General features: G+C 48.9%; 27 protein-coding genes. 10 read left to right on the top strand and 17 right to left on the bottom strand.

Going from position 1 to position 25116, the window contains the following annotated elements; translation table 11 throughout:
- Positions 1-24: 24 nt before the first annotated feature.
- From BMW55_RS15025 to BMW55_RS15015, 3 genes are all read right to left on the bottom strand, one after another.
- Positions 25-951, bottom strand: a complete 927-nt coding sequence (locus BMW55_RS15025) for an ABC transporter permease (RefSeq protein ID WP_089971137.1) — start codon at positions 949-951, stop codon at positions 25-27.
- A gap of 112 nt (positions 952-1063) precedes the next feature.
- The gene (locus BMW55_RS15020) at positions 1064-2680 is read right to left on the bottom strand and encodes a peptide ABC transporter substrate-binding protein (protein WP_089971131.1); all 1617 of its coding nucleotides are present in this window, start codon (positions 2678-2680) and stop codon (positions 1064-1066) included.
- Between the two features lie 388 nt (positions 2681-3068).
- Positions 3069-4724 carry a peptide ABC transporter substrate-binding protein gene (locus BMW55_RS15015; protein ID WP_089971128.1) on the bottom strand — a complete coding sequence of 552 codons (1656 nt, stop codon included), beginning with the start codon at positions 4722-4724 and terminating at the stop codon, positions 3069-3071.
- A gap of 182 nt (positions 4725-4906) precedes the next feature.
- On the opposite strand from BMW55_RS15015, the gene BMW55_RS15010 reads away from it, so the two are divergent.
- Positions 4907-5290 (top strand): DUF3899 domain-containing protein, encoded by a 384-nt coding sequence (locus BMW55_RS15010; protein ID WP_089971124.1) that lies wholly within the window; start codon positions 4907-4909, stop codon positions 5288-5290.
- Between the two features lie 31 nt (positions 5291-5321).
- Here the strand turns inward: BMW55_RS15010 and BMW55_RS15005 are convergent, their stop codons facing one another.
- The 8 genes from BMW55_RS15005 to BMW55_RS14970 form a co-directional block, all read right to left on the bottom strand.
- Complete coding sequence (locus BMW55_RS15005; protein WP_089971120.1) at positions 5322-5597, bottom strand: DUF1450 domain-containing protein; 276 nt, start codon at positions 5595-5597, stop codon at positions 5322-5324.
- A gap of 606 nt (positions 5598-6203) precedes the next feature.
- A complete protein-coding gene (locus BMW55_RS15000) occupies positions 6204-7286 on the bottom strand; it encodes a phosphotransferase (RefSeq protein WP_170839966.1) in 1083 nt (360 codons plus the stop codon).
- Positions 7287-7342: 56 nt separating this feature from the next.
- Entirely contained in the window at positions 7343-8134 is a 792-nt protein-coding gene (locus BMW55_RS14995) for an SDR family oxidoreductase (protein WP_089971113.1), read from the bottom strand.
- A gap of 316 nt (positions 8135-8450) precedes the next feature.
- Complete coding sequence (locus BMW55_RS14990) at positions 8451-9416, bottom strand: MBL fold metallo-hydrolase (protein WP_089971110.1); 966 nt, start codon at positions 9414-9416, stop codon at positions 8451-8453.
- Positions 9417-9430: 14 nt separating this feature from the next.
- Positions 9431-10195: a TIGR01457 family HAD-type hydrolase gene (locus BMW55_RS14985; RefSeq protein ID WP_089971106.1), complete on the bottom strand. Its 765-nt coding sequence runs from the start codon at positions 10193-10195 to the stop codon at positions 9431-9433.
- A complete protein-coding gene (locus BMW55_RS14980) occupies positions 10192-10923 on the bottom strand; it encodes a class I SAM-dependent methyltransferase (RefSeq protein ID WP_089971102.1) in 732 nt (243 codons plus the stop codon). The genes BMW55_RS14985 and BMW55_RS14980 overlap by 4 nt, the downstream gene beginning before the upstream one ends.
- Positions 10924-10980: 57 nt before the next feature.
- Positions 10981-11625, bottom strand: coding sequence for a helix-turn-helix transcriptional regulator (locus tag BMW55_RS14975; protein ID WP_089971097.1), 645 nt, complete (start codon positions 11623-11625; stop codon positions 10981-10983).
- A 59-nt stretch (positions 11626-11684) separates the two neighbouring features.
- A complete protein-coding gene (locus BMW55_RS14970) occupies positions 11685-12119 on the bottom strand; it encodes a DUF86 domain-containing protein (protein WP_089971093.1) in 435 nt (144 codons plus the stop codon).
- 92 nt (positions 12120-12211) lie between these two features.
- Between BMW55_RS14970 and BMW55_RS14965 the strand changes: the two genes are divergently transcribed.
- The 5 genes from BMW55_RS14965 to BMW55_RS14945 all read left to right on the top strand — a co-directional run bounded on the left by BMW55_RS14965 (position 12212) and on the right by BMW55_RS14945 (position 15296).
- On the top strand, positions 12212-13123 hold the full coding sequence (locus BMW55_RS14965; protein WP_089971090.1) for a DUF4349 domain-containing protein: 912 nt from the start codon (positions 12212-12214) through the stop codon (positions 13121-13123).
- 56 nt (positions 13124-13179) lie between these two features.
- Positions 13180-13749, top strand: coding sequence for a spore coat protein (locus BMW55_RS19870; protein WP_342027764.1), 570 nt, complete (start codon positions 13180-13182; stop codon positions 13747-13749).
- 168 nt (positions 13750-13917) lie between these two features.
- Positions 13918-14541 (top strand): MerR family transcriptional regulator, encoded by a 624-nt coding sequence (locus BMW55_RS14955; RefSeq protein WP_170839965.1) that lies wholly within the window; start codon positions 13918-13920, stop codon positions 14539-14541.
- A 173-nt stretch (positions 14542-14714) separates the two neighbouring features.
- The gene (locus tag BMW55_RS14950) at positions 14715-14987 is read left to right on the top strand and encodes a DUF3055 domain-containing protein (protein ID WP_089971083.1); all 273 of its coding nucleotides are present in this window, start codon (positions 14715-14717) and stop codon (positions 14985-14987) included.
- 51 nt (positions 14988-15038) lie between these two features.
- A complete protein-coding gene (locus BMW55_RS14945) occupies positions 15039-15296 on the top strand; it encodes a hypothetical protein (protein WP_342027763.1) in 258 nt (85 codons plus the stop codon).
- A 65-nt stretch (positions 15297-15361) separates the two neighbouring features.
- On the opposite strand, the gene BMW55_RS14940 is transcribed toward BMW55_RS14945, so the two are convergent.
- Positions 15362-15637, bottom strand: coding sequence for a YutD family protein (locus BMW55_RS14940; RefSeq protein WP_089971080.1), 276 nt, complete (start codon positions 15635-15637; stop codon positions 15362-15364).
- A gap of 132 nt (positions 15638-15769) precedes the next feature.
- On the opposite strand from BMW55_RS14940, the gene BMW55_RS14935 reads away from it, so the two are divergent.
- On the top strand, positions 15770-16441 hold the full coding sequence (locus tag BMW55_RS14935; protein WP_170839964.1) for a YhcN/YlaJ family sporulation lipoprotein: 672 nt from the start codon (positions 15770-15772) through the stop codon (positions 16439-16441).
- A 43-nt stretch (positions 16442-16484) separates the two neighbouring features.
- On the opposite strand, the gene lipA is transcribed toward BMW55_RS14935, so the two are convergent.
- The 3 genes from lipA to BMW55_RS14920 form a co-directional block, all read right to left on the bottom strand.
- Complete coding sequence (lipA, locus tag BMW55_RS14930; protein WP_244527584.1) at positions 16485-17393, bottom strand: lipoyl synthase; 909 nt, start codon at positions 17391-17393, stop codon at positions 16485-16487.
- Between the two features lie 153 nt (positions 17394-17546).
- Positions 17547-18599 (bottom strand): FecCD family ABC transporter permease, encoded by a 1053-nt coding sequence (locus tag BMW55_RS14925; RefSeq protein ID WP_089971071.1) that lies wholly within the window; start codon positions 18597-18599, stop codon positions 17547-17549.
- Positions 18596-19609, bottom strand: coding sequence for a FecCD family ABC transporter permease (locus tag BMW55_RS14920; protein ID WP_089971068.1), 1014 nt, complete (start codon positions 19607-19609; stop codon positions 18596-18598). The genes BMW55_RS14925 and BMW55_RS14920 overlap by 4 nt, the downstream gene beginning before the upstream one ends.
- Before the next feature lie 179 nt (positions 19610-19788).
- On the opposite strand from BMW55_RS14920, the gene BMW55_RS14915 reads away from it, so the two are divergent.
- Positions 19789-20748 (top strand): ABC transporter substrate-binding protein, encoded by a 960-nt coding sequence (locus BMW55_RS14915; protein WP_089971064.1) that lies wholly within the window; start codon positions 19789-19791, stop codon positions 20746-20748.
- Between the two features lie 108 nt (positions 20749-20856).
- On the top strand, positions 20857-21906 hold the full coding sequence (locus tag BMW55_RS14910) for a M23 family metallopeptidase (protein WP_425283872.1): 1050 nt from the start codon (positions 20857-20859) through the stop codon (positions 21904-21906).
- Positions 21907-22032: 126 nt separating this feature from the next.
- Here the strand turns inward: BMW55_RS14910 and bcaP are convergent, their stop codons facing one another.
- Both bcaP and BMW55_RS14900 read right to left on the bottom strand, forming a co-directional pair.
- The gene (gene bcaP, locus BMW55_RS14905; RefSeq protein ID WP_089971061.1) at positions 22033-23439 is read right to left on the bottom strand and encodes a branched-chain amino acid transporter BcaP; all 1407 of its coding nucleotides are present in this window, start codon (positions 23437-23439) and stop codon (positions 22033-22035) included.
- A gap of 183 nt (positions 23440-23622) precedes the next feature.
- Entirely contained in the window at positions 23623-23859 is a 237-nt protein-coding gene (locus BMW55_RS14900) for a glutaredoxin family protein (protein WP_089971058.1), read from the bottom strand.
- 632 nt (positions 23860-24491) lie between these two features.
- Between BMW55_RS14900 and BMW55_RS14895 the strand changes: the two genes are divergently transcribed.
- On the top strand, positions 24492-24998 hold the full coding sequence (locus tag BMW55_RS14895; protein ID WP_170839969.1) for a GNAT family N-acetyltransferase: 507 nt from the start codon (positions 24492-24494) through the stop codon (positions 24996-24998).
- The last annotated feature ends 118 nt before the right edge of the window (positions 24999-25116 follow it).

Here is a 25116-nt window from a genome sequence, read left to right as displayed (position 1 = left end):
AATTTTTGCTTGCGCTCACTCATCTCACTCCTTTGCTCCGGACAGGCGGATTCGCGGATCAATCACTCCGTATAACAGGTCGACCAGGAAGATGACCCCAACGATCAACACGCTGTAGAAGATGGTAACGCCCATGATCAATGTGTAGTCATTATTGATAACGGACGTGACAAACAGTTCTCCCATGCCGGGGATGGCAAAAATCTGTTCCACAACCAGCGAACCGGTAATAATGTTGATCGCGAGCGGTCCGAGGATGGTTACGGCAGGGATCAACGCGTTACGGAGCGCATGGCGGATGATGATGGCCGAACGCTCCAGCCCTTTGGCTTTGGCTGTTTTCATATAATCCTGATCCAGCACCTCGACCATCTCGGTCCTGGTATAGCGGGAGATTTGGGCAATCACGGGGAATGACAACGCTAATGAGGGCAAAATCGAATATTCATAAGACTCCCAGAGGCCGGGAGGCAAAATTCCCCATACCACACCGACATAGTAAGAGAGCAATGCAGCCATCACAAAGTTGGGAATCGAAACTCCCAACACGGCAAAAAAGGTGGAAGCATTATCGATCAGGGAACCTCTCTTCAATGCCGACACAGATCCCAGAATCAATCCGATGACGGTTCCGAACAAAAGCCCCTGAATACCGATAAAGGCAGAAGGACCAAATCCCTCCAAAATCATATCCGTCACACTGCGACCATCAAACGAGAGCGACTTGCCCAGATCGCCTTGCACCACATTGCCGAGATACTTGACATATTGAACAGGCAGTGGCTGATCCAAACCATATTGTTTCAGGATTTGCGCGCGAACTTCGGGAGGAACTTTTTCGCTTTTCAGCGGGTCCCCCGGCAACATTTTCATCATCACGAAGGTGGCCGTGATGATGACCCATAAGGTGACCACCATATACCCGAGCCGTTTAAGCGTATACCTTAGCACATTGATTCACATCCTTTCTCCTAACAGGCGAAAAAAAGACATGGAGAAGGTATATGCCTTTTGCCGGCATATACCTTCAGCCAAGCTTGATCCCATCTTAGGGTGAGAGTGATTATTTACCTTCAATGTAAGCCCATTTCAGGGTGTAATCCGGGCCGACAGAATGCCATACCCAGTCTTTCACATAATCTTTGACCACGGCGTGGCGGCTTCTGTAGTAGATCGGGATGAGACCCGCATCTTCCATCATGATTTGTTCAGCTTTGATCAGGTCTTGCAGACGCTCCTCAAAGTTCGGGTTGGTTTTCGATTTCTGAATGAGGGCATCAAATTCTTTGTTGCTCCATTTTCCGCGGTTGAAGCTGTTTCCGGTCACAAACAGATCCAGGAACGTCATCGGATCGTTGTAGTCCGCGCCCCAACCGGACAGGAGAATATCAAATTGACCGGTTTTTCCTCTTTCCAAACGCTGCTTGAACGGTACGGAGGTGATTTTCAGGTTCAGCCCCAGATTGACGCGGTACTGCTCTTTCATGAATTCCATCGCCGCTTTGGCACGCGGGAGATCATCCCCGACGATTTCCAGCTCGGCCGGAGCAGACATGCCCAGCTCTTTCAAGCCTTCTTCCCAGAGCTGTTTCGCTTTATCCTTGTCGTACGGAATGCCGGCTTTAGCCAGTTCGCGGAACTTCTTCGTTTCATTCGCTTTGATGGTCGGAGGTACGACCGCATCGGCCGGAACACCGATTTTCAGGATATTTTCAGTCAAAGTCTTTTTGTCGATGGCCATGGCAAGCGCCTGGCGGATCTTCTTGTTGGCAAAAAGCGGTTTCGTTTGGTTCACTTCCGCATATACGGAGGTGGATTCGTTGATGATGAAATGATCCTTGTCGTTTTTATAGGTATCCACAAGCTCAGGTCCGATTTCGGTGAAGTCCACTTTTCCGGTTTTATAAAGGTTTACCTGGGTGGCGGATTCTTTTACAATCTGATAGTTGACCGTATCCAGTTTGACGGATTTGGCATCCCAATAGTCGGGGTTCTTTTTGAATTGGAAGCTTTGATTGTGCTTCCAGTCAGACAGAATAAACGGTCCGTTGTATACGAGGTTTTTGGCTTCCAATGCGTATTTGTCCCCGTATTTTTCAACGATGTCCTTGCGTTGCGGCAAGTAAGTCGGGAAGCCGAGCAGATCCTTAAAGTACGGAATCGGAGCTTCCAGCTTCACTTCCAGGGTTTTGTCGTCAAGCGCTTTGACGCCGACCTCATCGGCTGAGGCTTTACCCGTGTTGTATTTCTCGGCATTCAGGATCGGGTAGAGAATGTAAGCGTATTCAGAAGCCGTCTTCGGATCCAGCGAACGTTTCCATGCGTATTCAAAGTCATGGGCGGTTACCGGTTTTCCGTCACTCCACTTGGCGTCACGGATTTTAAAGGTATACGTCTTTTTGTCGTCACTTACTTTGGGTTCTTCGGCAGCCATGCCCAGTACCGGGTTGCCGTCTTTACCGGCACGCATAAGCCCTTCCATCACGTTGTTGAGGATTTTGAAAGAAACGTTGTCAGTGGTTTTGGCACTGTCAAGGCCCGGCGGCTCGCTGCTCTCAATCAAGTTCAAGACTTGCCCTTCGCCGCCCTGTTGGCCACCGCCAAAGTTACAAGCAGACAATACCAATGAAGCCACTAGCATGATGGCCAACAAGGAAGAGAGTTTCCATCTCTTGTTCATTCGTTTTTGCCCCCTTTTTTAAACATATATATTTTTATAGTTAAGGCCAAACTTGGCCCTTAACCCGAAGCATGGTGGAATAAGTTGTCATGGCGGACATAAAATGCCTCTCAGCAAATTAAAACAATTCATATCAAAAAAATAACAAGGCTTGTTCAAAAATGTTTGCCAGAAACGGACAACAGGCGAACAGATTATGGAAATCAGCTTAAATTTCAAACATTTTAATAAGTAATTCGCTGCTACATAATATATTTAACCCTTAAAAGATTCGTTTGTAAAGAGTTATGTTATAGAACCCACCAGGAATTGACCGATCCTGACGAAACAAAAAAAGCGAACCCTTGCCGGGTCCGCTTTTTTTTATAAATTATACAAAAAAACACATTTAATTTTTCTCTTGCGCTTTGGCGATGTATGCCCACTTCAGACTGTACTCGGCACCGTACGCATGGCGGTACAGATCTTTGACATAGGGCTTCTGCACATATGCTTTGGACTGATAGAACAGCGGAACAAAGCCGGCTTGTCCTTCGCCTTCAGTCCCTGCTAAAATTTTTTCAGCCTCCAGCAACAGCTCATATTGCTTCTTCTGGTTGGTTTCCTTCTTTGCTTGATTTACCAGTTGATCATACTTTGCATTGCTGAATTTGGACCAGTTGAACGGGTTGCTGGTCTGCCAGATCTCAAAATGTCCGATCGGGTCATTATAGTCGGCTGACCAGGAAAGCATTCCCATCTGAAAATTGCCCGTTTTCAATTTGTCCAGATGGACTTTCCATGTGGGGGCATCCAGTTTGATTTCCAGTCCCAACGTGGTGCGGAGCTGTTCTTTCACATACAAGGCGACGTCTTTTCTCGCGGTGGAGTCGTAACTGATCATCGTAATATCGGTTGGCGGTTTGCTGAGTCCCAGTTCGGCAAGACCCTGATTGAATAATTCTTTGGCTTTTGCCACATCCCGCTTAACCACTTCCCCATTCCGGAACGACTTGTTTCCATAGCCGTTGAGCGAATGGGGGATGAGAGATCCTGCCGGCTTCGAACCGTCTTTCATGATCGATTCGGCGATCTCATCGCGGTCAATGGCCAAACTGATCGCTTTGCGGATTTTATCGTTTTTGAAAAACGCTTTTTCATGATTAAACAAAATATAGGTTGTGGTTGCCAATTCGACGTCCACATAATCAGGCGTTTGTTTGTAGGCATCCACAAAAGCCTGTGTCAGGGGTGCCGTGTCAATCTGTCCGCTATTATATAAGTTGATCCCTGTAGCGGCATCTTTGACGATATGAACATCCACTTGTTTCAAACTGACTGCATTCCGGTCCCAGTATTTTTCATTTTTCACCAAAACAACTTTTTGCGGCTTCCATTCCTTCACCGTAAATGGGCCGTTATAAACCAAACGGTCCGGCTTCATTCCGTATTGATCCTTAAATTTTTCCACAATATCTTTGCGTTGCGGATAGAAAACAGACAATGTCGTCATGCTCAGGAAGTTGATCTTCGGCTCCTTCAGTTTTACCACCAATGTGTAATTATCAGTCGCCTTGATTCCGACTTGATCGGCTTTGGCTTTTCCTGTATTGTATTCTTCCGCATTGACGATCGGATACAGGATGTAAGCATATTCCGACTTGGTGGCAGGATCGAGCGCCCGTTTCCATGCGTATTCAAAGTCGTGGGCCGTCACCGGCTTCCCGTCACTCCATACTGCATCCTCACGCAGTTTAAAGGTATAGGTTTTTTTATCCGGACTGATTTCCACCTCTTGGGCGATCCCATACTCCGGTTTCTTTTCCTTGCCTATTCTCATCAAGCCTTCTTGCACATTATTCAAAATATTGAATGAAGCAACATCAGCAGCCTTTGCGCTGTCCAATGAAATAAGTTCCTGGCTTTCCGCCATCCTCAGTGTTTGGTTGTCGCTTAAGACACTTTCACCCGAGCTGCCGGCCGGAGTAAAACTGTTACATCCGCTCAGCAGCAATCCGGCTGAAAGAACGATCCCCAGAAGTGCTCTCCACTTTTTTTGGTTCATTCGGTGGATCCCTCCTTATCCAAATAATTAAAATCTTTCCGGATTAACAGGTCATGGCAGGGAGCGCACATATTCGTAATGACTTGTTAATTATAAATGAATCGGGTGTAATAGAAAAGGGCTAACCCTCCCCCTTCATACCGGTTCCCCTCATTCAACTTCTTCATAATTGGAGGCCTGCTATGCTGAAAAACAGGTATTTCGTTTATACTTTCATATTTATGGTCTCATCGCTGAGTCTGTCTGCGCTTACCTCTCAATTTCAGTTGATCCCGTTCATTAACCATCTGTTTATAGCCGGACTTGCTTGTCTGATGATTGCAGCCCTTATTTATGTAGTCAAAGGCGGTTTTTTCACCGTTTTTGCCAAAAGTATGAAAAACATGATGAAAAACCGGGAGAAATATACGGGCATCGATGACGAACTGACGGATGATCCTTTCACAGAAGAGGACTCCGAGGAAAAAGACAGAACAAGATCCTTCTGGCTGCAGATTCAATTTGCCAGTTTAGTTGCCGGTATATTCTGCTGCTTAGGCTCGTTCGTTCTCGTCTTCCTGACATGATCATCACAGCGGCCCGTCAGCGGGGAGAAGGTTAAAACGTGGATCTTCCCCCGCTGTAACTGTTGGGAGTGAAAGTTTTCTCAGCGATTGTATATATGATATTTTCGCACAGCTCATCAGGCGTTTCCGCTTCCACCAGTTCATTGTCAACGAGTGCGAAGAATGTATTGACACAGCGCCCGCAATATCCCAAACATCTTTCTGCTCTGATTTCCAGCTGGGGAAAATCTTCTTTTAAGCGGTAATAAACTGATAACGAACCGTTCACCAGATTGGAAATGCAAAATTCGATCGTGATTTGTCTCACATCTATCCTCCCCCTCATCACAGTGGGCTCTGTTCCAAGATTAGCATTTTTTTCTATTGTCGGCTACATTCGCTTTGGGCCAAACAAGTCTGACGAGCTGCTTTTCATATGTATATCCGGGTATATTTTACATAAAACGATCCTTGATGCATATCCGGGAAACGGGAACAGCAGCACTTGTCGAACTGCGGCTCTCGTTGACTCAACTCTAAGCCGCCATCTTTGTCGAAGATTCTACGGCCCTAACGAAGCATCATCTGGTAAAGTCCTGGTCACAGGAACTGCTGGTTCTCTTCCCTTCATACTATCGTAACAGAGAGTCAGATGTTTTTTCTATGATCACTTTTGTTCTTCTATGGAGAGAAGGGCATTCTTGACCAGAAAGTCCGGAGAGGATGAAACGGACAATACATGCGAATTTTTAAAATATTCGTTTTCATCTATTATACATCCATTCAATCGAATCCGAAAAGACGGCGACACCGGACCGAAGCCGGAACCCGGCAGTGAGTGTCGCGTCTTCGGCTGCTAAAACGTGCACGGAAAACGTCTTCTGCACCCTTTCAAGAAAAAAAGGCCGCCAAGGCCTGTGAGAATGAACACCTTCTAATGCAGCCAATCCAGCTTGGGAATCGTGATGTGAAACTCTTCTTTGACGGCAGCTGTATACCCGCGAAGCAGTCCGGCTTTCTTTTCTTCCGTTTGTACGGCTTTTTGAATGTCCGGTGCCGCCGAGTGAATCGAAATGTCCTGCTTTTGATAGACACGTCTGAGCAAGTGGAATAATTTCTCGGGAAATAGCATACGGGCATACAGCAGGGAATACTCACCCTCCTCCAGAGGGGCCACCTCCTGATAGGATTTCAAAACATCCGTTAAAATTTGCTGACTTCCCGTTCTGCCGTAGGCATAGGTGAGCCATTGGGCCAGGTCGCGGAGTCGGATGTCCAACACAGCCTGGTTCCAGTCGACAAACTGAATCCATCCTTCGTCATCTGCCAGCAGATTATGCCGGTGTAAGCGATTGTGGCAGCATTTGCCGGATGGTATCGATTTTTGGCACGGCTCATCTCCGTCGATTTTCTGATAATATTCAAGCAAATTTTCCATGAGCCCGCTGATATAAGAAGCTGTTTGCAACCAGGATTGATCGGCTTCAGTGGGATTCGGGGTCCATTTGGCGGCCAGCCGGAAGATGTCCAATTGCTGACATACATGTTCCCATTCAGCCAGCCACTTACCTGTACAATCATATCGGCGGCCGGATGAACCGGGCTTAAAGCCGACCGTACTCTGATGAAAGCGAGCGAGAGCCCGGGATGCGCGTCTCCAGTCATCCGCCCGATTGAAAGAGAGAGGTTTTCCTTCCAACCAAGGAAGCAGGACATAGGGGAAACGATAACCGTGAAAATAAAGACGGCCGGAAGCGGTAAACAGCGGCTGTGGGATTCGGATCTCTTCACACCCGGACATTTCTACATGCCGGGCCAGTTCGGCCACCCATTTCCAACGATCTTTTTCCCCGCTGCGGACGCGTTTGAGGACAAATGGCCCTTCGTCCGTCTGTAATTTGAGAACGCCGCGTACCGGCTCCGCTCCTTTTAACCGAATTCCGTAATGATGATGTAATAAATCGGACAAGTTTTCTTCTCCGGTCCACGCGGCCACTTCTTTCAACCCATTCGACACTGCCTCTCCCCCCTTTTTCTTTGCCATATGTTATGCCGGGGAAAAGAGGCATGTGCCTAGAGAGGGGAACGGGCATGCTTTTTGGAGACCGGATGGATCACATCCAGGCCCCCTGTAACATGAATCATATTGCCGGTTACAAAGTCGGAAGCGTCTGCAGCGAGAAAATGAATAACCCTGGCCACATCTTCCCCCGAACCGGGTCGTCCGCGCGGGGTTTCAGGATCCTCCAGACCAGCCACTTCGGATCTGCGCATCTCTTTTTTCTCGCCGACAATATCTCCCGGACAAATCATGTTGACCGTAATCCCGTAGGGCGCTTCTTCCACCGCCAACGTCTTGGTAAATGAAACCAGTCCGGTTTTGGCAGCGGCATACACTGAGCGGTCCGGCCAAGCAGGAGCTTCGCCCGCCCGGCCAAATCCAAAGAAGATGATACGACCCCACTTTTGTTCTCTCATCTTGGGTAAAACCGCATGAGCCATCCACATGGCACTGAGCAAATTGCCCGAAATCATCTGTTCAATTTCTTCCGGGGAATGGTCCACAAACCATTTGCGTTCACGGATAAACGGACCCACCGCATGCACGAGCAAATCGATCCGCCCCAACTGCTCAGTCACATTGCGGACAACGCGAACCGCCTGCTCCCGGCAGCTGACATCCCCGGCAAAAAAGTGGGCTTCCCCGCCGTATTGGCGCAAACGGGTCACCAATTGTTCCACACTTTCATCCGAACGGCGACCGTTTAACGCGACGTTCCACTTTTGTTCAGCCAGGTAGATGGCCGCCATTTTTCCCAAACCTCCCGAACTCCCTGTCAGGAGGGCTACCCTTCTCTCCGACATTTATTTCACCCTTTCGTCTCAGACTGTCACCACTTCTTGTTCCCTGACCGGATGGAAAATCTGCGCCCGTAGTGAGTAGGCCGGGCGGCCGGCTTTTACTTCCTCGACGGCCTCACAAGCACGGGTCCAACACGGCCGACCGCCCGGAAGCACAATCACAGAAACATGCTTTCTACACAGCACACTTTCAAAGAAAACCCCACAGCCTAAAGTCCACTACCTTGGATGAAAAGGTGCATCCTGCAATTTTCGTATCATGAAGCAGGCGAAAGAAAAGACCTGAGCAGCTCAGGTCTTTCATACTTTCGAAATAGGGTCAAACAACAGAGTAAATGTACCGATTCTCTTTCTCCAGCCTGGTGATTTCATCAGCCAGACGCAGATACTCCAGATGCGCCAGGGTTTCCGCCATGGCAAAGCGAAGGTTATGAATCGATAAGTCGGCTCCAAACAGATACGTGCATACCTCAAAAGCTGTCGCTCCGCCCGTTTGGATCAAAAAATCTTCCATTTTTTGCAGGCGTTCGGCATGATGTTGCTGTAATTGCCCGATGCGTTCGACATAATGGTCAAAGACAGGGCCATGGGAAGGGAACACCTTTTTGACCGGCAGGCTCTTCATTTCTGTCAGTGTTTGGAGGTAAGTCCCCAGCGGATTCGGGTTACACTTCGGCCACAAACTGATATTGGGGGAAATTTTGGGCAGGAGGAAATCCCCGCCGATCAGCCAGCCTCGCTCCGGATCGAAGAAGCTGAGATGGCCGTCAGCATGTCCCGGTGTATGGTAAATCACATAGTCGCGGTCCCCCAGCCGGATGGAAGTTCCATCCTTGATAAAAGTCGGCTCGGGATGCGGCTCTACCCAGCGGCAAAAGCTGCGCAGATGGCCGGGAATCTGGCTGGCCCGTTCTTCACCCATCCCGTGCTTGCGATAAAAATCAGCCATGATTTCAGGCATATCGCTCTCTCGGTCCAGAAACAGTTTGGCCTGCTGATAATCGGTTTCGGACATATAAACGGGAGCCCCCGTTAACTGTTGCAGCTTGCCTGCCAAGCCGTAGTGGTCGGGATGATAATGGGTCAGCACGATTTTTTCAACATCCTGCCAACTCCACCCCACTTCTTTCTGAGCCTGTTTCCACGTTGAAAGATCTTCTTCCGTATGGAGCCCGGTATCGATAATGGTGTACCCCTGCTCGCCTTTGATCAAATAGGCATGGATGATCTTCAGGGCAAAGGGCAACGGCAACGGAACTTGTACGATATCTTCCCAGCGGTTCATGTTTGATTCTCCTCTCAGATGCTCCAGTCTCTTAGGCTGTCCAGATAATAAGTAGCGCGAATCCGGGATTTATTGGCCATTTCGTGCGTCGTGATCCCGCTGAAAACAAGGAGGGTATCCATACCACCACGGATTCCGGCCAGGATGTCGGTTTCCAGATTATCGCCTACCACGAGTGTTTCTTCAGGAGATGTTCCCAGTTTTTCCAGCGCATATTTCATGATGATCGGTTCAGGTTTTCCGATAAACAGAGGTTCTACACCCGAAGCTGCGGCGATCCCGATCGAGAGCGAACCGCTGCCGGGCAAAAGCCCCTCTTCTGTCGGTAGAGCCCGGTCCGCATTGGTGCCGATCAATGTTGCACCGTTTCGGATCGCGAGGCACGCTCGTTTCATCTTTTCATAGGTAAACTGCCGGTCGATCCCCACGACCACCGCTTCCGGCTGCTCTTCGTTGATACAAATTCCCGCTTCACGAATGGCCCGCTTCAGCCCTTCTTCACCGATGACGAAGACAGAAGGGGAATCCATCTCTTCCTTCAAATACTGGGCGGTGGCCAGGGCCGATGTATAGACCTGATCGGGCTCAGCCGGGAAACCAAACCCTCTGAGCTTCTCCGCCACCTGTTCCGGCGGTCTGGAAGAATTGTTGGTCAGATAGAGAAAGGGAATGTTTGCACCGGCCAATTTTTCGATAAACGACAGCGCGCCGGGGATCAGCTCCGTCCCGCGAAACAGCGTCCCATCCAGATCAATTAAATATCCTCTGTATCTTTTCATTTTTCCACACGACCCACCAAGATCATTCGCTCACTCAGCATATGGTAAGGCTCCCCGCGAAAATTGCCATACGTATGATCGATGATAAGTCCGGCTTTCTCCATCATTGCGGCCATTTGCTCATGCGTGTACATTTTGACACATTCTTGGTAGGTGCGTTCCCCTCTTTCGTCTTTCACCCGGATTTGTTTACGCACAAAATCTCCGTCGATTTGCCTTTTCTCAAGAATGCGCGCCCCCTGTTCCTCCCGAACACTCTCCGGAACCAACTTTTCCTTTACCGCTTCCCGGTTCATATAGTCGATGAGCACACGACCGCCCCGTCTCAGAACCCTGGCGATCTCCCGCAGCACCTGTTCATTTTCTTCATCTTTTGCGAAATAACCAAAAGAAGTAAATAAATTGACCACTGCATCAAACGAGCCGTCCATAAACGGCAGCTTCCGCATATCCCCGTGCACAAACGGAACGGCAAGTCCTTCCGCATCTGATACCGCACGGGTAAGGAGGGTTTTCGACAGATCCAAGCCGACAACGCGGAATCCCCTGCCGGCCAGGGAGATGGTATGGCGTCCCGTCCCGCAACACAGATCCAAAATGAGATCCCGTTCGGAAAGGCCAAGCCATTCAATGATTTGGTTCACTTCTCTCGAAGCATTTTCGCGGCTGCGATGTTTATATACGAGTACATAATCTTCTCCAAAACTTTCTTCATACCATTGCGGCATCCGATTCCCTCCCGTAAGAACATCAGGCGGCACTCCATCCCTGATTCCCTGATTGTATCACAGCTTTTGCCGTACCTCATTCTTGGCCCGAATATAGTAAACGCAATTTTGTCCGCCTTTGGCTTTGCATTCGGTACGCTCCACCTCGGCATCCAGCAGGTTTTGAAACCAGTTGATCTCACAGGAGCAGGCTTGATTGTACCGGTGGGCGACCCTGGAAATGGGGCAATTAAATTCGATCAGCTTAAAACTGCCGTCTTCCAGCTCTTCCCATTCCACCATATATCCTTTTGCATCTTGCAGTTCAGCCAGCGTCTTCACCCGCTCCCGAAGATCTTTGCCTTCAAATTCCGGCCGGTACGTTTCCGTCATTCGTTTTTCCCGGCTATTAAACAACTGGTTGATGATGGATGATCCGTGACTCTGTTCGAGGTCGTTTAACAGATCTAATGTAAACGTGTGATAACTCTTGGGGAAATAATCTTCCGATTTGTCGGTTAAAAAATATTGGCTGGTAGGCCGTCCCATCGCCTGCCGGAGCAATTTGGAACCGATCAGCCCGTCCCGCTCCAACGTATTGAGATGGCGGCGCACAGCCATTTCCGTCACTCCGAGCTGTTCCGCCATTTCACTTACCGTCAGGGGGCCGTTGGTTTTGAGCATCAACAGAATCTGTTTCCTCGTGGAACCCGTTTCATTCATCCTTCTCACCTTCCTTTCTTTTTGGTTTCAGTAAAAGATCCTTTCTTTTCTATACCCGTTTATTCGACCGATTCTTCTCCCAATTCCCGTTGAAGATATTTCCTCACCTGGTCAGCAAACGCACGATAGACTCCGGTTTCACCGGCATAAGGACGAATCTCGTCTTCTGAAAGGTCGTCATAGTAACGAACCAGTCTCTCACGAAGATGGACAAGTTCTTTCATCTTCACAGCCAGCTCGGAAGAGATGACTTGTTCATCTTCCAGAATGTCGACAATGTCCAGATAGCCGCCCGGATCGCGCATGACAAACCCGTCAATCATCACGCTGCCCACATCGATCATGCACTCAACCGCGAGATGCAGCGCTCTTTCCAATGCAAATCTGGGGACTGGCTCCCCGCTTTTAAGAGCCGTCCTCTCTATCACATCAGCACATCGGCCGAGATATGTTAACTGGCTGTTAATTCTCTTCACATTCACATCGTATACCATCTTGATGTCCCTCCGGCTTTGATCCAACCCCGCAACTTTCCTTCGTAGTTTTGCGTCAACAGATTGTGGAAAACATCTCAGGGGGTTGCTATATGAACTATTATAAACCAAGGTTATTCTCTCTCGTTGTACTTTTCAACTTGAGCCTTCTGCTTTGGGGGTGCAGCTCACAAGAGCAGGCTCCCGAACACTTTCATTCCAAGACGGCAAAAGTGACGGATAAAATGATGGCCGGGAGCAGCGGAGACCGTGCGACCGGGGAAATGGCAACGGAGGCCAAGGCGAACGATGCCAGGAGCCGGCTCTCGTTGCCGTCAGCGGAAATGAACAAAAAAGTGATTTATACCGCCAACGTGAAGTTAACCGTAAAAGATTATAAAGAGATCCGTACCCAATTGGAGCAACTGGTCGCCAAGCACCAAGGGTATCTGGTGAACAGTTCGGAATCAAAAACGAACCAATACCAGCGCGGAAATTTCACCTTCCGCGTTCCGCAAGCCGAATTTGATCCCTTTCTCAAAGGAATCCAAAAGCTGGATACGTCCAGTCCGGAAATCAACATTCAAGGTACAGATGTGACCGAAGAGCTGGTCGATTTGGAATCTCGTCTGAAAGCGAAACAGGCGATGGAAAAACGGCTGTTGGATTTGATGAATAAGGCCACGAAAACAGATGATCTTCTGGATATTTCCAGACAACTGGATCAGACGCAGGCAGAAATCGAACAAATAAAGGGAAGACTGCAATATTTAAATAATAAAGTGGATTTTTCCACTGTCCATGTGGAGATCACCCAGCTTTTTGTTTCACCGTCTTCGGCAGAACAACCGCTGGCGAAACAAATGGCCGATTCCTTTTCAGCCAGCCTGACCGGTTTAGGTGTGGCCGGGGAACGCTTTCTGATCTTTATGGCCGGGGCTGTTCCCATCCTCGTTTTGCTGGGCGCATTGGGTGTTCCGATTTACATGGCCGTCCGCAAGGTCTTGCAAAAAAAAGACGTATAACTCCCCTTCCGCAGGCAGAAATTATGTGAAGAATCCATCCAAGAAGGGGGACTTTCATGCTCATTTCTACCAAAGATCTCAATTATCTCACCGATGAGCTCTCCTGGGAACTGCTGGCGATGAAGAAATGCCATCATTATGCCGGAGAGTGCCAGGACCCGCAGATTCGGCAACTGATCAATCAAACGGGACAAATGCACCAGCAGCATTATGAAACGCTGTTGTCACAGCTTCAATCGGCCGCCGGCGCCACAGCCGGTATGAACCAACCACAGGCAGGCGGCAACCAGCCCCAGCCGCCGCAGCAAACGGCGGGAACTCAGCCGTCACCCGGTTTGCCCCAGGTCAAAGGGCCGGAAATGAATGACCGGGATCTCATCAACGATGTGCTGGCCATGGAAAAATACCTGGCCAACGGCTACAACACGGCGGTGAATGAAGCGAGCACAGAGCCCTTGTTTCAGACCCAACTCCGGCTGCTCAATGAAGTGCACCAGGCCCAGCGAAATTTGTATAACCTGATGCATCAAAAAGGATGGTACAAACTCGACACGGCCGATGCCATTCAAGTCAGCAAAAAAGCGGAACAATTTGCGAACTATCGCACGCAGTTTCCCTATGCTTGATCTGCTTACCCTCCCGAACCGGCTTGTTCGGGAGGGTATTTTTCTGTTCCATTGTTTGTTTTTTTCTCTAATTTTGTCAACCGTTGACTTCCTTTGGCATGAAAGAAGGAATCAATGCAAATTTCGCGAAATCCTATAAAAAACCAGTATTTAGGAGGACGATCCAATATGAGTAAAGCGGCCTACATCACCACGCGCGAAGCCGCCGAACGCCTCCAAGTTCATGCGCGGACCATTCGAAAGTGGATCGATACTTTTGAAGAATACATTTGTCCTGACTGGAACGAAAGAGGCCATTATGTACTGACGGAAGAGAGTTTGCTCAGATTGGCGGAAATAAAAAACCGCCTGCAGGAACCCCACAAGTCCATGAAGCAGGTAAAGGATGACCTCCTGCGGGAAGGAAAAATTGGAACCGACCGTCATTATCCCCATGCAGAAAATGAAACCAAGGCAGAAACAGAGCAAACATTAAATCATCTGATGGAAACAATGGAAAACTTCGGGGAAATGATGGAAGATCTCTTTGATCGCATGGAGCGGTTGGAAGATCATATGTATGGATTATTTGATACGCTTGAAGATATGGAGCAAAAACTGGTGGCTGTCAGCTACGACGCTGTCTCCTCCAATGAGGTGCAGCAAATGTTTGATGAAATACGCAAAAAACAAGATCAGCTCAGAATCGAACTGAGAAATGTCAACTTCACGCAACGCCTGACTTCGGCCACCAGCGAACAGGGACTCCTTCCGCGCAGGCAAAAGAAAACCCGCTTTTTTGGCATGTTCTAGAACTGATTGCATGTGGGAAGCGATGCACGACAGGCGAATGACCAGACCTGCGGGTCAGAATGGAAGCGGTGTTCATTTCGCATCCGAAGCCACCTCCATGCTCCGGGTTCTGTTTCGGGACGGGTGTTTGTCATGTATAATGATGTAGAAATGAACATGAAGGGGCTAGTAAGATGACAAACAAAGAGTGGATGTTTTTATATGATGAAACCGAAAATACCCGTACCCGATATGTCAGCTTTATGGGGGAGACCAACCGCTTCGATTTGGCGATCACTCTCACCGACCGCTTTTATGGAAAATTACTCGTCCTCAATATACAATCCAACCGCTTCGCCATCATCGGCCCGGATGACTTGGAAGAACCGGGTTATTTGGAATATGCCTTTCAACTGTCGGAAGCGGAGGCGGCAGAGCTGAAACAGTTTCTGTACACTCTTGTCTGAAGGAATAATTAATCCTTTCACCGCTCATGTTAAGGATGAGGGGTGATCAAGGTGGAAAATAACAAAGAGATGCATCAAGAACTTTCTACGGTTAAATCCTTACATAACGATTTGATTCCCGAAGAATTTCCCGAAGGCCCCTACGAAGCGGCCACGCATGAAAAAAAATTGGGGAAATCATCCCCTTGGCGTCCCGGTCAACATATGACTTCGAATTTTACGTATGAGATGCGCGAATTTCATGAAGGATTGCCCCGGGTAAGCCCGGGAAGCCACCCTACCCATGATGACGACGAGGAAACCAAATAGCAGGTAATATAATAAAGAGGCCTTGTTCTCCCGCTTCCGGAGGGAACAGGCCTTTTTTGTGTTCTTTATACGCGCTTCAAAACGAAGTAAGCGCAGCCAAAATTACAATATTCATTTAAGTATTCCTGCAAATAACTGATTTTTGTCTCCGGCGTGGCCCGGGCATGATCATCGGAAAAGAAACCTTTTAACCTTAACTGGCCATACCCCCAGTCTCCGACGATGTAATCGTATTTATTTAAGATATCGCAATACCTTTTTTTGAAAGCATCCGGATTCCATCCGTTGCGATAATTTGTCAAAACTACATATTCATTTCCTTGAATGTAAATCCGATCCATTTAAATCAACCTTTACAGAGTTTGTCACTTATATGTTACCACAATGTCCGCCCATCCATCTGCCATCAATTATCCGGTAAAAAACTGGAAGCGTAAGGTCGCGGGCACAAGGCAAAGCTAACATCAGGAGGTGTGCCGAAAGCGATGATACGAATTTGCACAGGTTTTCTTGTGTTCTTGTTCATCCTGTCCACAGCCGCCTGTACTTCCCCGGAGCCAGCAAAACCCGGCGAAGCGCAGGAGCCTCTCTACCGGGAACATCACAATGACACCCGCTTCGGCATGGTGCGCAATGATGTGATCAACGGTGAAGAATCGGCTTATGGCGGGGGACAAAACGAAATCGGATATTTTAAATATATTCCCGAAAACTATAAAACCGGAGACGGACGGGCGGCGGGGCCCAATGTTTTTGTAGACCGCTCCCTGCTGGCACGGCATATCGCCCAGATGGTGACCGTATTGCCCAATGTCAAGGAAGCCACAGCACTCGTGACTGATGACCATGTTTTTGTAGGCGTCAACACCAAAAACGGAAAAATGGACACCAAAACCGTCAAAGAGGCAAAACGGACCGCTGAAAGCATTACTCCCCGCTATTTTAAAGTCCACGTGACCACGGACCGGAACCTCAATTCCCAGATCCAACGCGTCGGAATGAGGTTAAACGGAGCCTCGGATGTGGAGGGGGTGCGGGGCGATCTGGAACAATTGCTCCGGAAAATGGGAGATGAAACCCCACCGGATGTAAATGAATCCATTTATCCCCAACAACGCAGGCAAGTAAACCCGAATGAAGATTGATTTCCAAAAAAAAAGGCGGCCTCTCAGCAGAAGCCGTCTTTTTTTATTGAGCCATTTTTTGTTGTTCATTCCGCTCGGCGGATTTCACTTGTTCATGAGCATGATAAGAACTGCGTACCAGCGGCCCGGATTCCACATGGGAGAAACCCATGGCCAAACCGATCTCTTTCAACTTGGCAAACTCATCCGGTGTATAGTAACGCTCAATTTTGAGATGCTTCTTGGTCGGTTGCAGGTATTGACCGATGGTCACGATGTTGACATCATGGGCACGCAGATCCTGCATCGCTTCCACCACTTCATCAAACGTTTCTCCAACCCCGACCATGATGCTGGATTTCGTCGGAATTTGCGGCTGAAACTCTTTCGCCTTTTTCAAAAGCTCCAGGGATCGGTCATATTTGGCCTTGGAACGGACGCGGTCCGAGCGGCGGCGAACCGTTTCGATATTATGATTAAGGATATCGGGTTTCGCATCCATGACTACTTTGAGCGCATCCCAGTTACCCATGAAGTCGGGAATCAAGACCTCCACACTGGTAAAGGGATTGCGTTTGCGGATCGCCCGAATGGTGGCTGCAAAAATGGCTGCACCTCCATCCTGGAGATCATCACGGGCAACAGACGTAACCACGGCATGGCGAACACCCATTTGTTCCACGGCTTCAGCCACACGTTCCGGCTCCGCCCAATCCAGTTCTGTCGGCAATCCGGTTTTTACCGCACAAAACCGGCAGGCCCGCGTGCAAATATCCCCCAGAATCATAAAGGTGGCCGTCCGGTTGGCCCAGCACTCATAAATGTTGGGACAACGCGCTTCTTCACAGACCGTGTGTAACGTCTTGCTGCGCATCATTTTTTTGAGTTCCTGATAGTTTTCGTTGGTGGTCAGCCGGACCTTGAGCCATTCAGGCTTGCGCTCTCTGGTCCCATTTGTGCGCTCTGTCGCCACAATCATTCCTCCTGTATCACAGATTTAGGACAGCTCTGTCCCGTTTTTCCGACAATGCCCCTTTCATTCCCTGTTTATATTACCACAAAAACGGCAGCCCTACCCTCATTTGTCCATTCATCGAGCCGAACGCGCTCTTTCGGATTCGCTCACTCACATCCGGCTGCGGAACAAAAGATAGATAAAATACGGGGCCCCGATGACAGCCGTAAATACACCCGCCGGGATTTCAGTCGGGGCCATTACCGTTCTCCCCGCCAGATCGGCCAGCATCACAAACAGCGCTCCTAAAAGAGCGGATGCCGGAAGCAGGGCTCCAAATGAAGCGCCAACCAATCTTCTGGCCGCATGGGGGGCGATCAGTCCGACGAAACCAATTCCTCCGGCAAAGGCGATCGCTGAACCGGCCAGTCCGGTGCTGATGAACAACAGCATCATCCTGTGCTTTTGTACCGGGTTTCCAAGTCCTGTCGCCAATGAATCGCCGAACTGCTGAACATTGACATGGCGTCCGAGCAGAATGGACAGGGGAATTAAGATCCCGACCCAGGGAAGGAGCGTCAACACCTGCTCCCATGTACTTCCATACACGCTTCCCGTCAGCCACGTTTTCGACTCAACGGCACGAAAAACGGGACCCAGTAAAATGATCAAGTTGACGGCCGCCTGGGTGGCTGTATAGAAGCCAATCCCGATCAACACCAGCCGGAAGGGAGAAACACCGTCTTTCCATGAAAAAAGATAGATCAGTATCGCAATAACGGTGGCTCCCAGAAAAGCGGCCGCAGGAACCCAGTGAATGCTTACCGATAAAGATGTGGTGCTGTCAGCGAAAAAAGTGATGACAGACACGGCCGCCACCGATGCCCCGCCCGTAATCCCGATGATATCGGGAGAGGCCAGCGGATTGCGCACAACTGCTTGCAAAAGAGCCCCGGAAACCGCGAGAGCCGCACCGGATAGAAAGGCGATGCAGATCCGGGGAAGGCGAAACGTATTCACAACCAGAGCGTCCGACGGAGAACCCGTCCCCAAAAAGACCTTGATGACATCAAGCGGAGCAATATAAACTTCCCCCACTCCGACACTGATCACCACGGCGGCAAAAACAGCCAGGCTCAACAGACCGATCACCCCGGCAGCTTTTTTATCCATCAGAAAACTGAACCGGTCCCCGCCTATACGGATGGGCATAAACCTCTTCATGCTCGTTCGCTCACCTTTCTACGCGCGATATAGATGAAGAATGGAGTTCCGATGATGGCGGTCATCACCCCAACCGGAATTTCCTGTTCATTCATGATAAAGCGGCCTCCGATATCCGCCGCCAACAGGAACAGCGCTCCCAACACACCGCAATACGGCAACAGCCACCGGTGGTCAATCCCCACCAGTGTCCGGGCCACATGCGGAACCACCAGACCGACAAAGACAATCGGCCCGGCGATGGCTACCGAGCCTCCGGCGAGCAAAATGACCACAAGTGCCCCCATCAGCTTCGTCCATCCCGTCCGCTGGCCCAATCCCTTCGCCACATCTTCCCCCATCGTCAACACATTGATTTTTCCGGCCAGCAATAGAGCCAGTACCCATCCGAACATGACATAAGGAAAAACAGGCTGGACCATCTCCAGTTTCCGTCCTTCCACTGAACCTGTCAGCCAGAACATCACCTCATCCAAACCTTTTTCATTCATCACCAACAAACCCTGAGTAAGGGAGGAAAACAATGCCGCGATCGCAGCACCGGCCAACGTTAATTTAATGGGAGTCAACCCTTCCCTGCCGACAGATCCCAAAAAGTACACCGTGAAGGAGGCAACGGCGGCTCCCGCAAATCCAATCGCCATTAATGAAGTTAATGAAGTGATGGAGAAAAAGGAGACCGCTGACACGATAAACAGACTCGCACCCGCATTGACGCCAAGCGTAGCCGGGGAAGCCAAAGGATTCCGCGTTAAGGCCTGCATCACCGCTCCGGCGATACTCAGGCTGGCCCCGACAACCACTGCGATCAAAGCTCGCGGGACACGGGTCGTCCGGATAATCAGGTGTTCATTGGAACCGTTATATTCCATAAAGGATTCGACCACTTTGCTGAGCGGGATCTTGGTCACACCGACACTGATGCTGATCCCGGCGAATAAAACAACAATGATGATGCCGGCTAACAAGCCCAACCACTTCTGCGATCTGTTCCTTAATACTGAATTCAATGATGTCACCTTTCCTTCTTTCCGTTCCGTTTAAAACCAACTTCAGTCTATGCGATGCCCTCAGAGGTGTCAACGATTTTGAAAATCATTATCAAAAAAGAGTTGACTTTTTCAGCCCTGTCCCATATATTTGTAATGGAATGATAATCATTATCAATTTGATACGGAGGAACTACATAATGAAGAAGAAACTCATCTCCTTGTTATGCCTATTCACTGTGTTTGCATTGGCCGCAGTCGGATGCAGCCAACCGTCCGCCTCCCAATCTTCGGAACAAACAGGAAAAACCCGGACCATCGAACATGCCATGGGCAAAACGCAAGTTCCCGAACATCCGAAACGGGTCGTTGTTCTGACCAATGAAGGCGTTGAAGCCGCCCTCGCTCTGGGCGTCAAACCGGTCGGAGCTGTGAAGGCATTTACCGGAAACCCCTGGTACAAACACTTGGAACAAGATCTCCAGGGCGTGAAAGAAGTCGGAATCGAACACCAGCCCAGTCTGGAAACGATCTCCAGCTTAAAGCCTGACTTGATTATCGGCAACAAAATGCGCCAGGAAAAAATATACAACCAGTTGTCCGCCATCGCACCAACCGTTTTTGCGGATGAATTGCGCGGGGATTGGAAAATCAACTTCAAGTTGTATGCCAAAGCTCTCAATAAAGAAGCCGAAGGAGAAAAAGTACTGGCCGCTTATCAGCAAAAAGTGGAGGAAGTACGGAAAAACGCCGGTGATCTCTTAAAACAAAAAGTATCCATGGTTCGGTTTATGGCGGGTAAAACCAGAATCTATCAATTGGACAGCTTCTCCGGCGTGATCCTCAAAGATGTGGGATTTGCCCGGCCGGAAATTCAGAACAAAAACGATTTTGCCATCGAAATTACCAGAGAACGCATCCCGGAGATGGACGGAGACATTCTGTTCTACTTCACCTATGACCAAGGCGACAATAAAGGAAACAAACAAGAACAAGAGTGGACACAAGATCCGCTGTGGAAAAACCTGAATGCCGTGAAAAACAACCGCGCTTTCAAAGTGGATGATGTCATCTGGAATACCGCCGGCGGTGTAAAAGCGGCCAACTTGATGCTTGACCAATTAAACGGTTATATCAACCAATTGAAAAACCAAAAATAAGGACTGCTGTGACGGCAGTCCTTATTTTTATTCCTGTAATTTCCAAAATACTTTTCCCATCCATTCGGCATAATAACAAAAAATGACAGATGTTCAGGAAATTTGGTGATGGGAATGGGAAAAAAACTGGGTTGTTGGATGATCATCATCTCTTCACTGTTCATGTTTACATACCCCTGCCAAGCGTCTCAGGCCCAACCGTTAGCGCCTGAAACGCTGAGACAATACCTGTATGAAACCATGCAAACACTGACGGGTGTCCCATGGACTTATCTGGCTGCCATGGATCAATATGAACGGAACATACGGATGTCTTCTGCCCCCAAACCCAAAGGAGTGGTTTCCATCCGGGTTCCTTCCCATGTGTGGGCCGGACTTGCCAATCCGGATCCGGATGACCAGATACCCGTTTCGATTCAATTTTTTCAGGGAATTGGACGAGATGCCAATGGAGACGGGAAAGCAGATCCGACCGATGATGCGGATGTTCTTTATTCCATCGCCTGTTATCTGACGCAAAACGGGCTCTCGGAAACCGATGTCCGTGAACGAATCTGGAAATATTACCAACATCCCACAGCCGTCGATGTAATCACACACATCGCGAGAGTTTTTGATAAGTTTCAAACCATTGACCTCCAGGAACGCGCTTTCCCCATCCCTTTGCAATACAACTACACATACCATAACTCTTGGGGAGCCCGACGCGGTTGGGGCGGCCCGCGCATTCATGAAGGAGCCGACATCTTTGCCGGATACGGAACACCAGTGCTCAGCACTTGCTACGGATATGTGGAGCTGATCGGTTGGAACCCGTTTGGAGGCTGGCGGATCGGAATTCGGGACACCAACAATAACTATCACTACTTTGCCCATTTAAACGGCTTTCGCAAGGGATTGAAAAAGGGTGACATCGTAAAACCGGGAGAAGTGATCGGATCGGTCGGCTCTTCCGGTTACGGTCCCCCGGGTACCGCCGGCAAGTTCCCTCCCCATTTGCACTACGGCATTTACAAATTTAACGGACGCAATACTTTCTCTTACGATCCCTATCCGTTTCTGAAAAAATGGGAACGCGAAGCCTATCAAAAGCGCAAAGAAATGAAACAGAAGCGAAAACAAACGAGCAGCAAAACCGCCATGCAGGGGGTGGACTGATCACGCGATAATTTGGTCACGTACAGCACCGGGATAAAAGGAAAGGGCAGGCCGGGCTCAGCACGGGTACTTCTGCAATAAAAAGAGAGTTGTTGATGAACAACAACTCTCTGATTCATGCCATACTTAGCTTGCTTTTCCTGCTTCTGAGGCAGAATTTAAGTTGGAATGCTTTCTCGAATAAGTGAAGTAAACAACCAGACCGATCAGCAACCAGATGCCGAAGCGGACCCAGGTGTCACCCGGCAACTGCAACATGAGATACAGGCAGAAGATGATGGCCAGACCAGGAATAACCGGTACCCATGGGCAACGGAACTTGCGCGGCAGATCCGGCTGGGTTCTGCGGAGGACAATCACCGCCACCGAGATTAATACAAACGCAGCCATCGTTCCCATATTGACCAGTTCAGCCAACTTATCCAGCGGGACCAACGCCCCCAGGAAAGCGCAAAACAACCCGTAAAACCAGGTGGAACCAAACGGAGTGCGATATTTTTCATGCACACTGGACATCCATTTGGGCAACAATCCGTCTCTGGACATGGCGAAACCGATCCGCGTTTGCCCGTACAGCATCACGAGCATCACCGTGATCATCCCGACAACGGCTCCCACGCTGATAATCCCGGCAGCCCAGTCCTGGCCGGCGACTTTCAGGGCATAAGCGACGGGAGCACTTTGATGATCTTCAAATTGTTGATACGGTACAATGCCCACGACAATTGCAGATACGATCACATAGAGCAGGGTACAAACTCCCAAAGACCACAGAATCCCTTTCGGCAGATCGCGGCCTGGATCACGGGTTTCTTCCGCAGCGGTGCTGACCGCATCAAAACCTAAATACGCAAAGAACACGATCGCTGCAGCCGCACTGACTCCTCCAAATCCCATTGGCATAAACGGTGTCCAGTTTTCAGGTTTTACATAGAAAACGCCGGCAATAATTACGAGCGCTACAACAACGAGTTTTAAAACCACCATGACGTTGTTGACCCACTTGGATTCTTTCACACCGATGGAGAGCAAGAATGTAATAACCAGAACAATCAGAAATGCAGGTAAGTTAAATACGCCTCCTGCTCCCGGCGCGCCGGTCAACGCGGCTGGGATGGTAATGCCGACTCCCTCGAGGAAAGAGGTGAAATAGCCGGACCACCCGACGGAAACCGCACTTACAGCCAGTATATATTCCAGCATCAAATCCCAACCGATAATCCAGGCGACAAATTCACCCAGAGTCGCGTAGCTGTAAGTGTAAACAGACCCCGATACCGGCACGAGCGAGGCGAATTCCGCATAGGTGAAGGCGGCGAAGGCACAGGCCAATCCAGCGATGATAAAAGAAAGAATTAATCCCGGCCCGGCTTTTAAAGCACCCACACCGGTGAGAACGAAAATCCCCGTCCCGATAATCGCACCGATTCCGAGAAAAGTGAGATCCAGAGCGCTCAGTTCTTTTTTAAGTGTTCGACCTTGTTGGCTGCTGGCAATGAGTGCGTCGATACTCTTCTTTCTCCACAGGCTCACAGTTAAACCCCCTTGATACTTGATTTTTTCGAAAATTATCACAGAAGGATTGATGAAAATATTTACTTAATTCTCAACAGATTCCCCCTTTCATTTTTACTAAAGTTATAAATTTGACAAAGAGATATGTTTTCCTTCTCCGGACAAATAAAAAAAGCCTGCCAATTTAAGGCAGGCTTTGCATTAAGATGGATGTTCTTTTAACGCCTCCAAGATGGCGTCCGGCTGCAATCCCTGGATGGCTTTGCCGCCCACCACCGTAACCGGGACTCCGAGAAATCCCATTTGCTTCACTTCTTCCAGATACTCCGGGTGGGCTCCGCAATCTCTTACTTCATATTCGATCTTGTAATCGTTTAAAAATCGCTTTAATACATTGCACTCAATGCAATGGGGTTTGGAATAGACAATGACTGGCATCCGATCACTCCTCTACAGATAATAATATCATGAACCCGGTTTTCGATATTCATCATTTCTGTGAGAATTTACAAGTACAAACGGATCGCCCGGTATGGGAAGAGCATGGTTTCACTCACTACCTTGAAATGTGATATGACCTCCATGTATTTTTTCAAAAATCTTTGAATGCCTCCTCTTTTATATTGAGTGAAACGGATCGGGCGACTCCTTCCTTCTTTTATGATTTTAATGAAAAATCTCCTGTTCTCAACTGGGTCAGGCAACGAGCATGGTCAAAACAGGGTACTCCAGGATACGGTAAATTGGGCAGCCATTTCACAGGATTATTGGCAGGAAGCACACAACGGATGTTCAAACACCCTGTTCAGGTACACGTGTATGGTGATTCCCGGCAAACTCCTGTGCTAAGGCAGAAGTGATGAGGGCTGAATCCGCCGCTTCCGATGCCCACGACTCCTTGTGACAGATAAAACCGATGTGTTATTTTAAAATGAAAGGTTGTTTTCAATCTTTTCACAAGTAGATTCTCTAAGATTTCCATCGACTCCATACAAAATATCATGGATCAATGAGAACAGGGAATAGTTGGCACCTGACGTTAATTGAACATGAAAGGGGATGTTCCCTTGCTGAATGGCTTAAAGGTGGAAGAAGTGGCAGAACTGATGCCAAATGACTTAAAAGAACTGGCTCAGCTCTTGGTGGAAGTGGTTGCCGATGGAGCTTCGATCGGTTTTTTGCCGCCGGTGACCCAGGAAGAAGCCATCCAATATTGGACCAATGTCTTAAGCCCCGATGTGATTTTATGGGTGGCCCGTTTGAATGGAATGATTGTGGGCAGTATCCAATTGCATTTATGTACCCGACAAAACGGAAATCATCGTGCGGAAATTGCCAAGCTGATGGTCCATCCTCAGGCCAGACGCAAGGGAATGGGTCGGATCCTGATGCAGTTTGCCGAAGAGAAAGCAAAGAGTGAAAATCGCAGATTACTCGTATTAGATACACGCGCAGGCGATCCCTCCAACGCTCTGTATCGTTCATGCGGTTATGTGGAAGCAGGGCGAATTCCCCATTACGCCCGGTCCGCTGACGGAGATCTTCACGAAACGGTGTTTTATTATAAACAAATCTAGGTTTGTTCGCATAAAAAGCAGGAATCCGATGAGGGCCTGCTTTTTATTTTGAATTCCGTCATATTTATGAACTCAACCGGATCATACAGGACTTAACCCGAGTTTCCGGTATAATAGG

The sequence above is a fragment of the Lihuaxuella thermophila genome, assembly GCF_900110165.1.
Lineage (GTDB): Bacteria > Bacillota > Bacilli > Thermoactinomycetales > Thermoactinomycetaceae > Lihuaxuella > Lihuaxuella thermophila.
The sequence above is the reverse complement of the archived record's forward strand: the minus strand, read 5'-3'. Positions and strand labels throughout refer to the sequence as shown.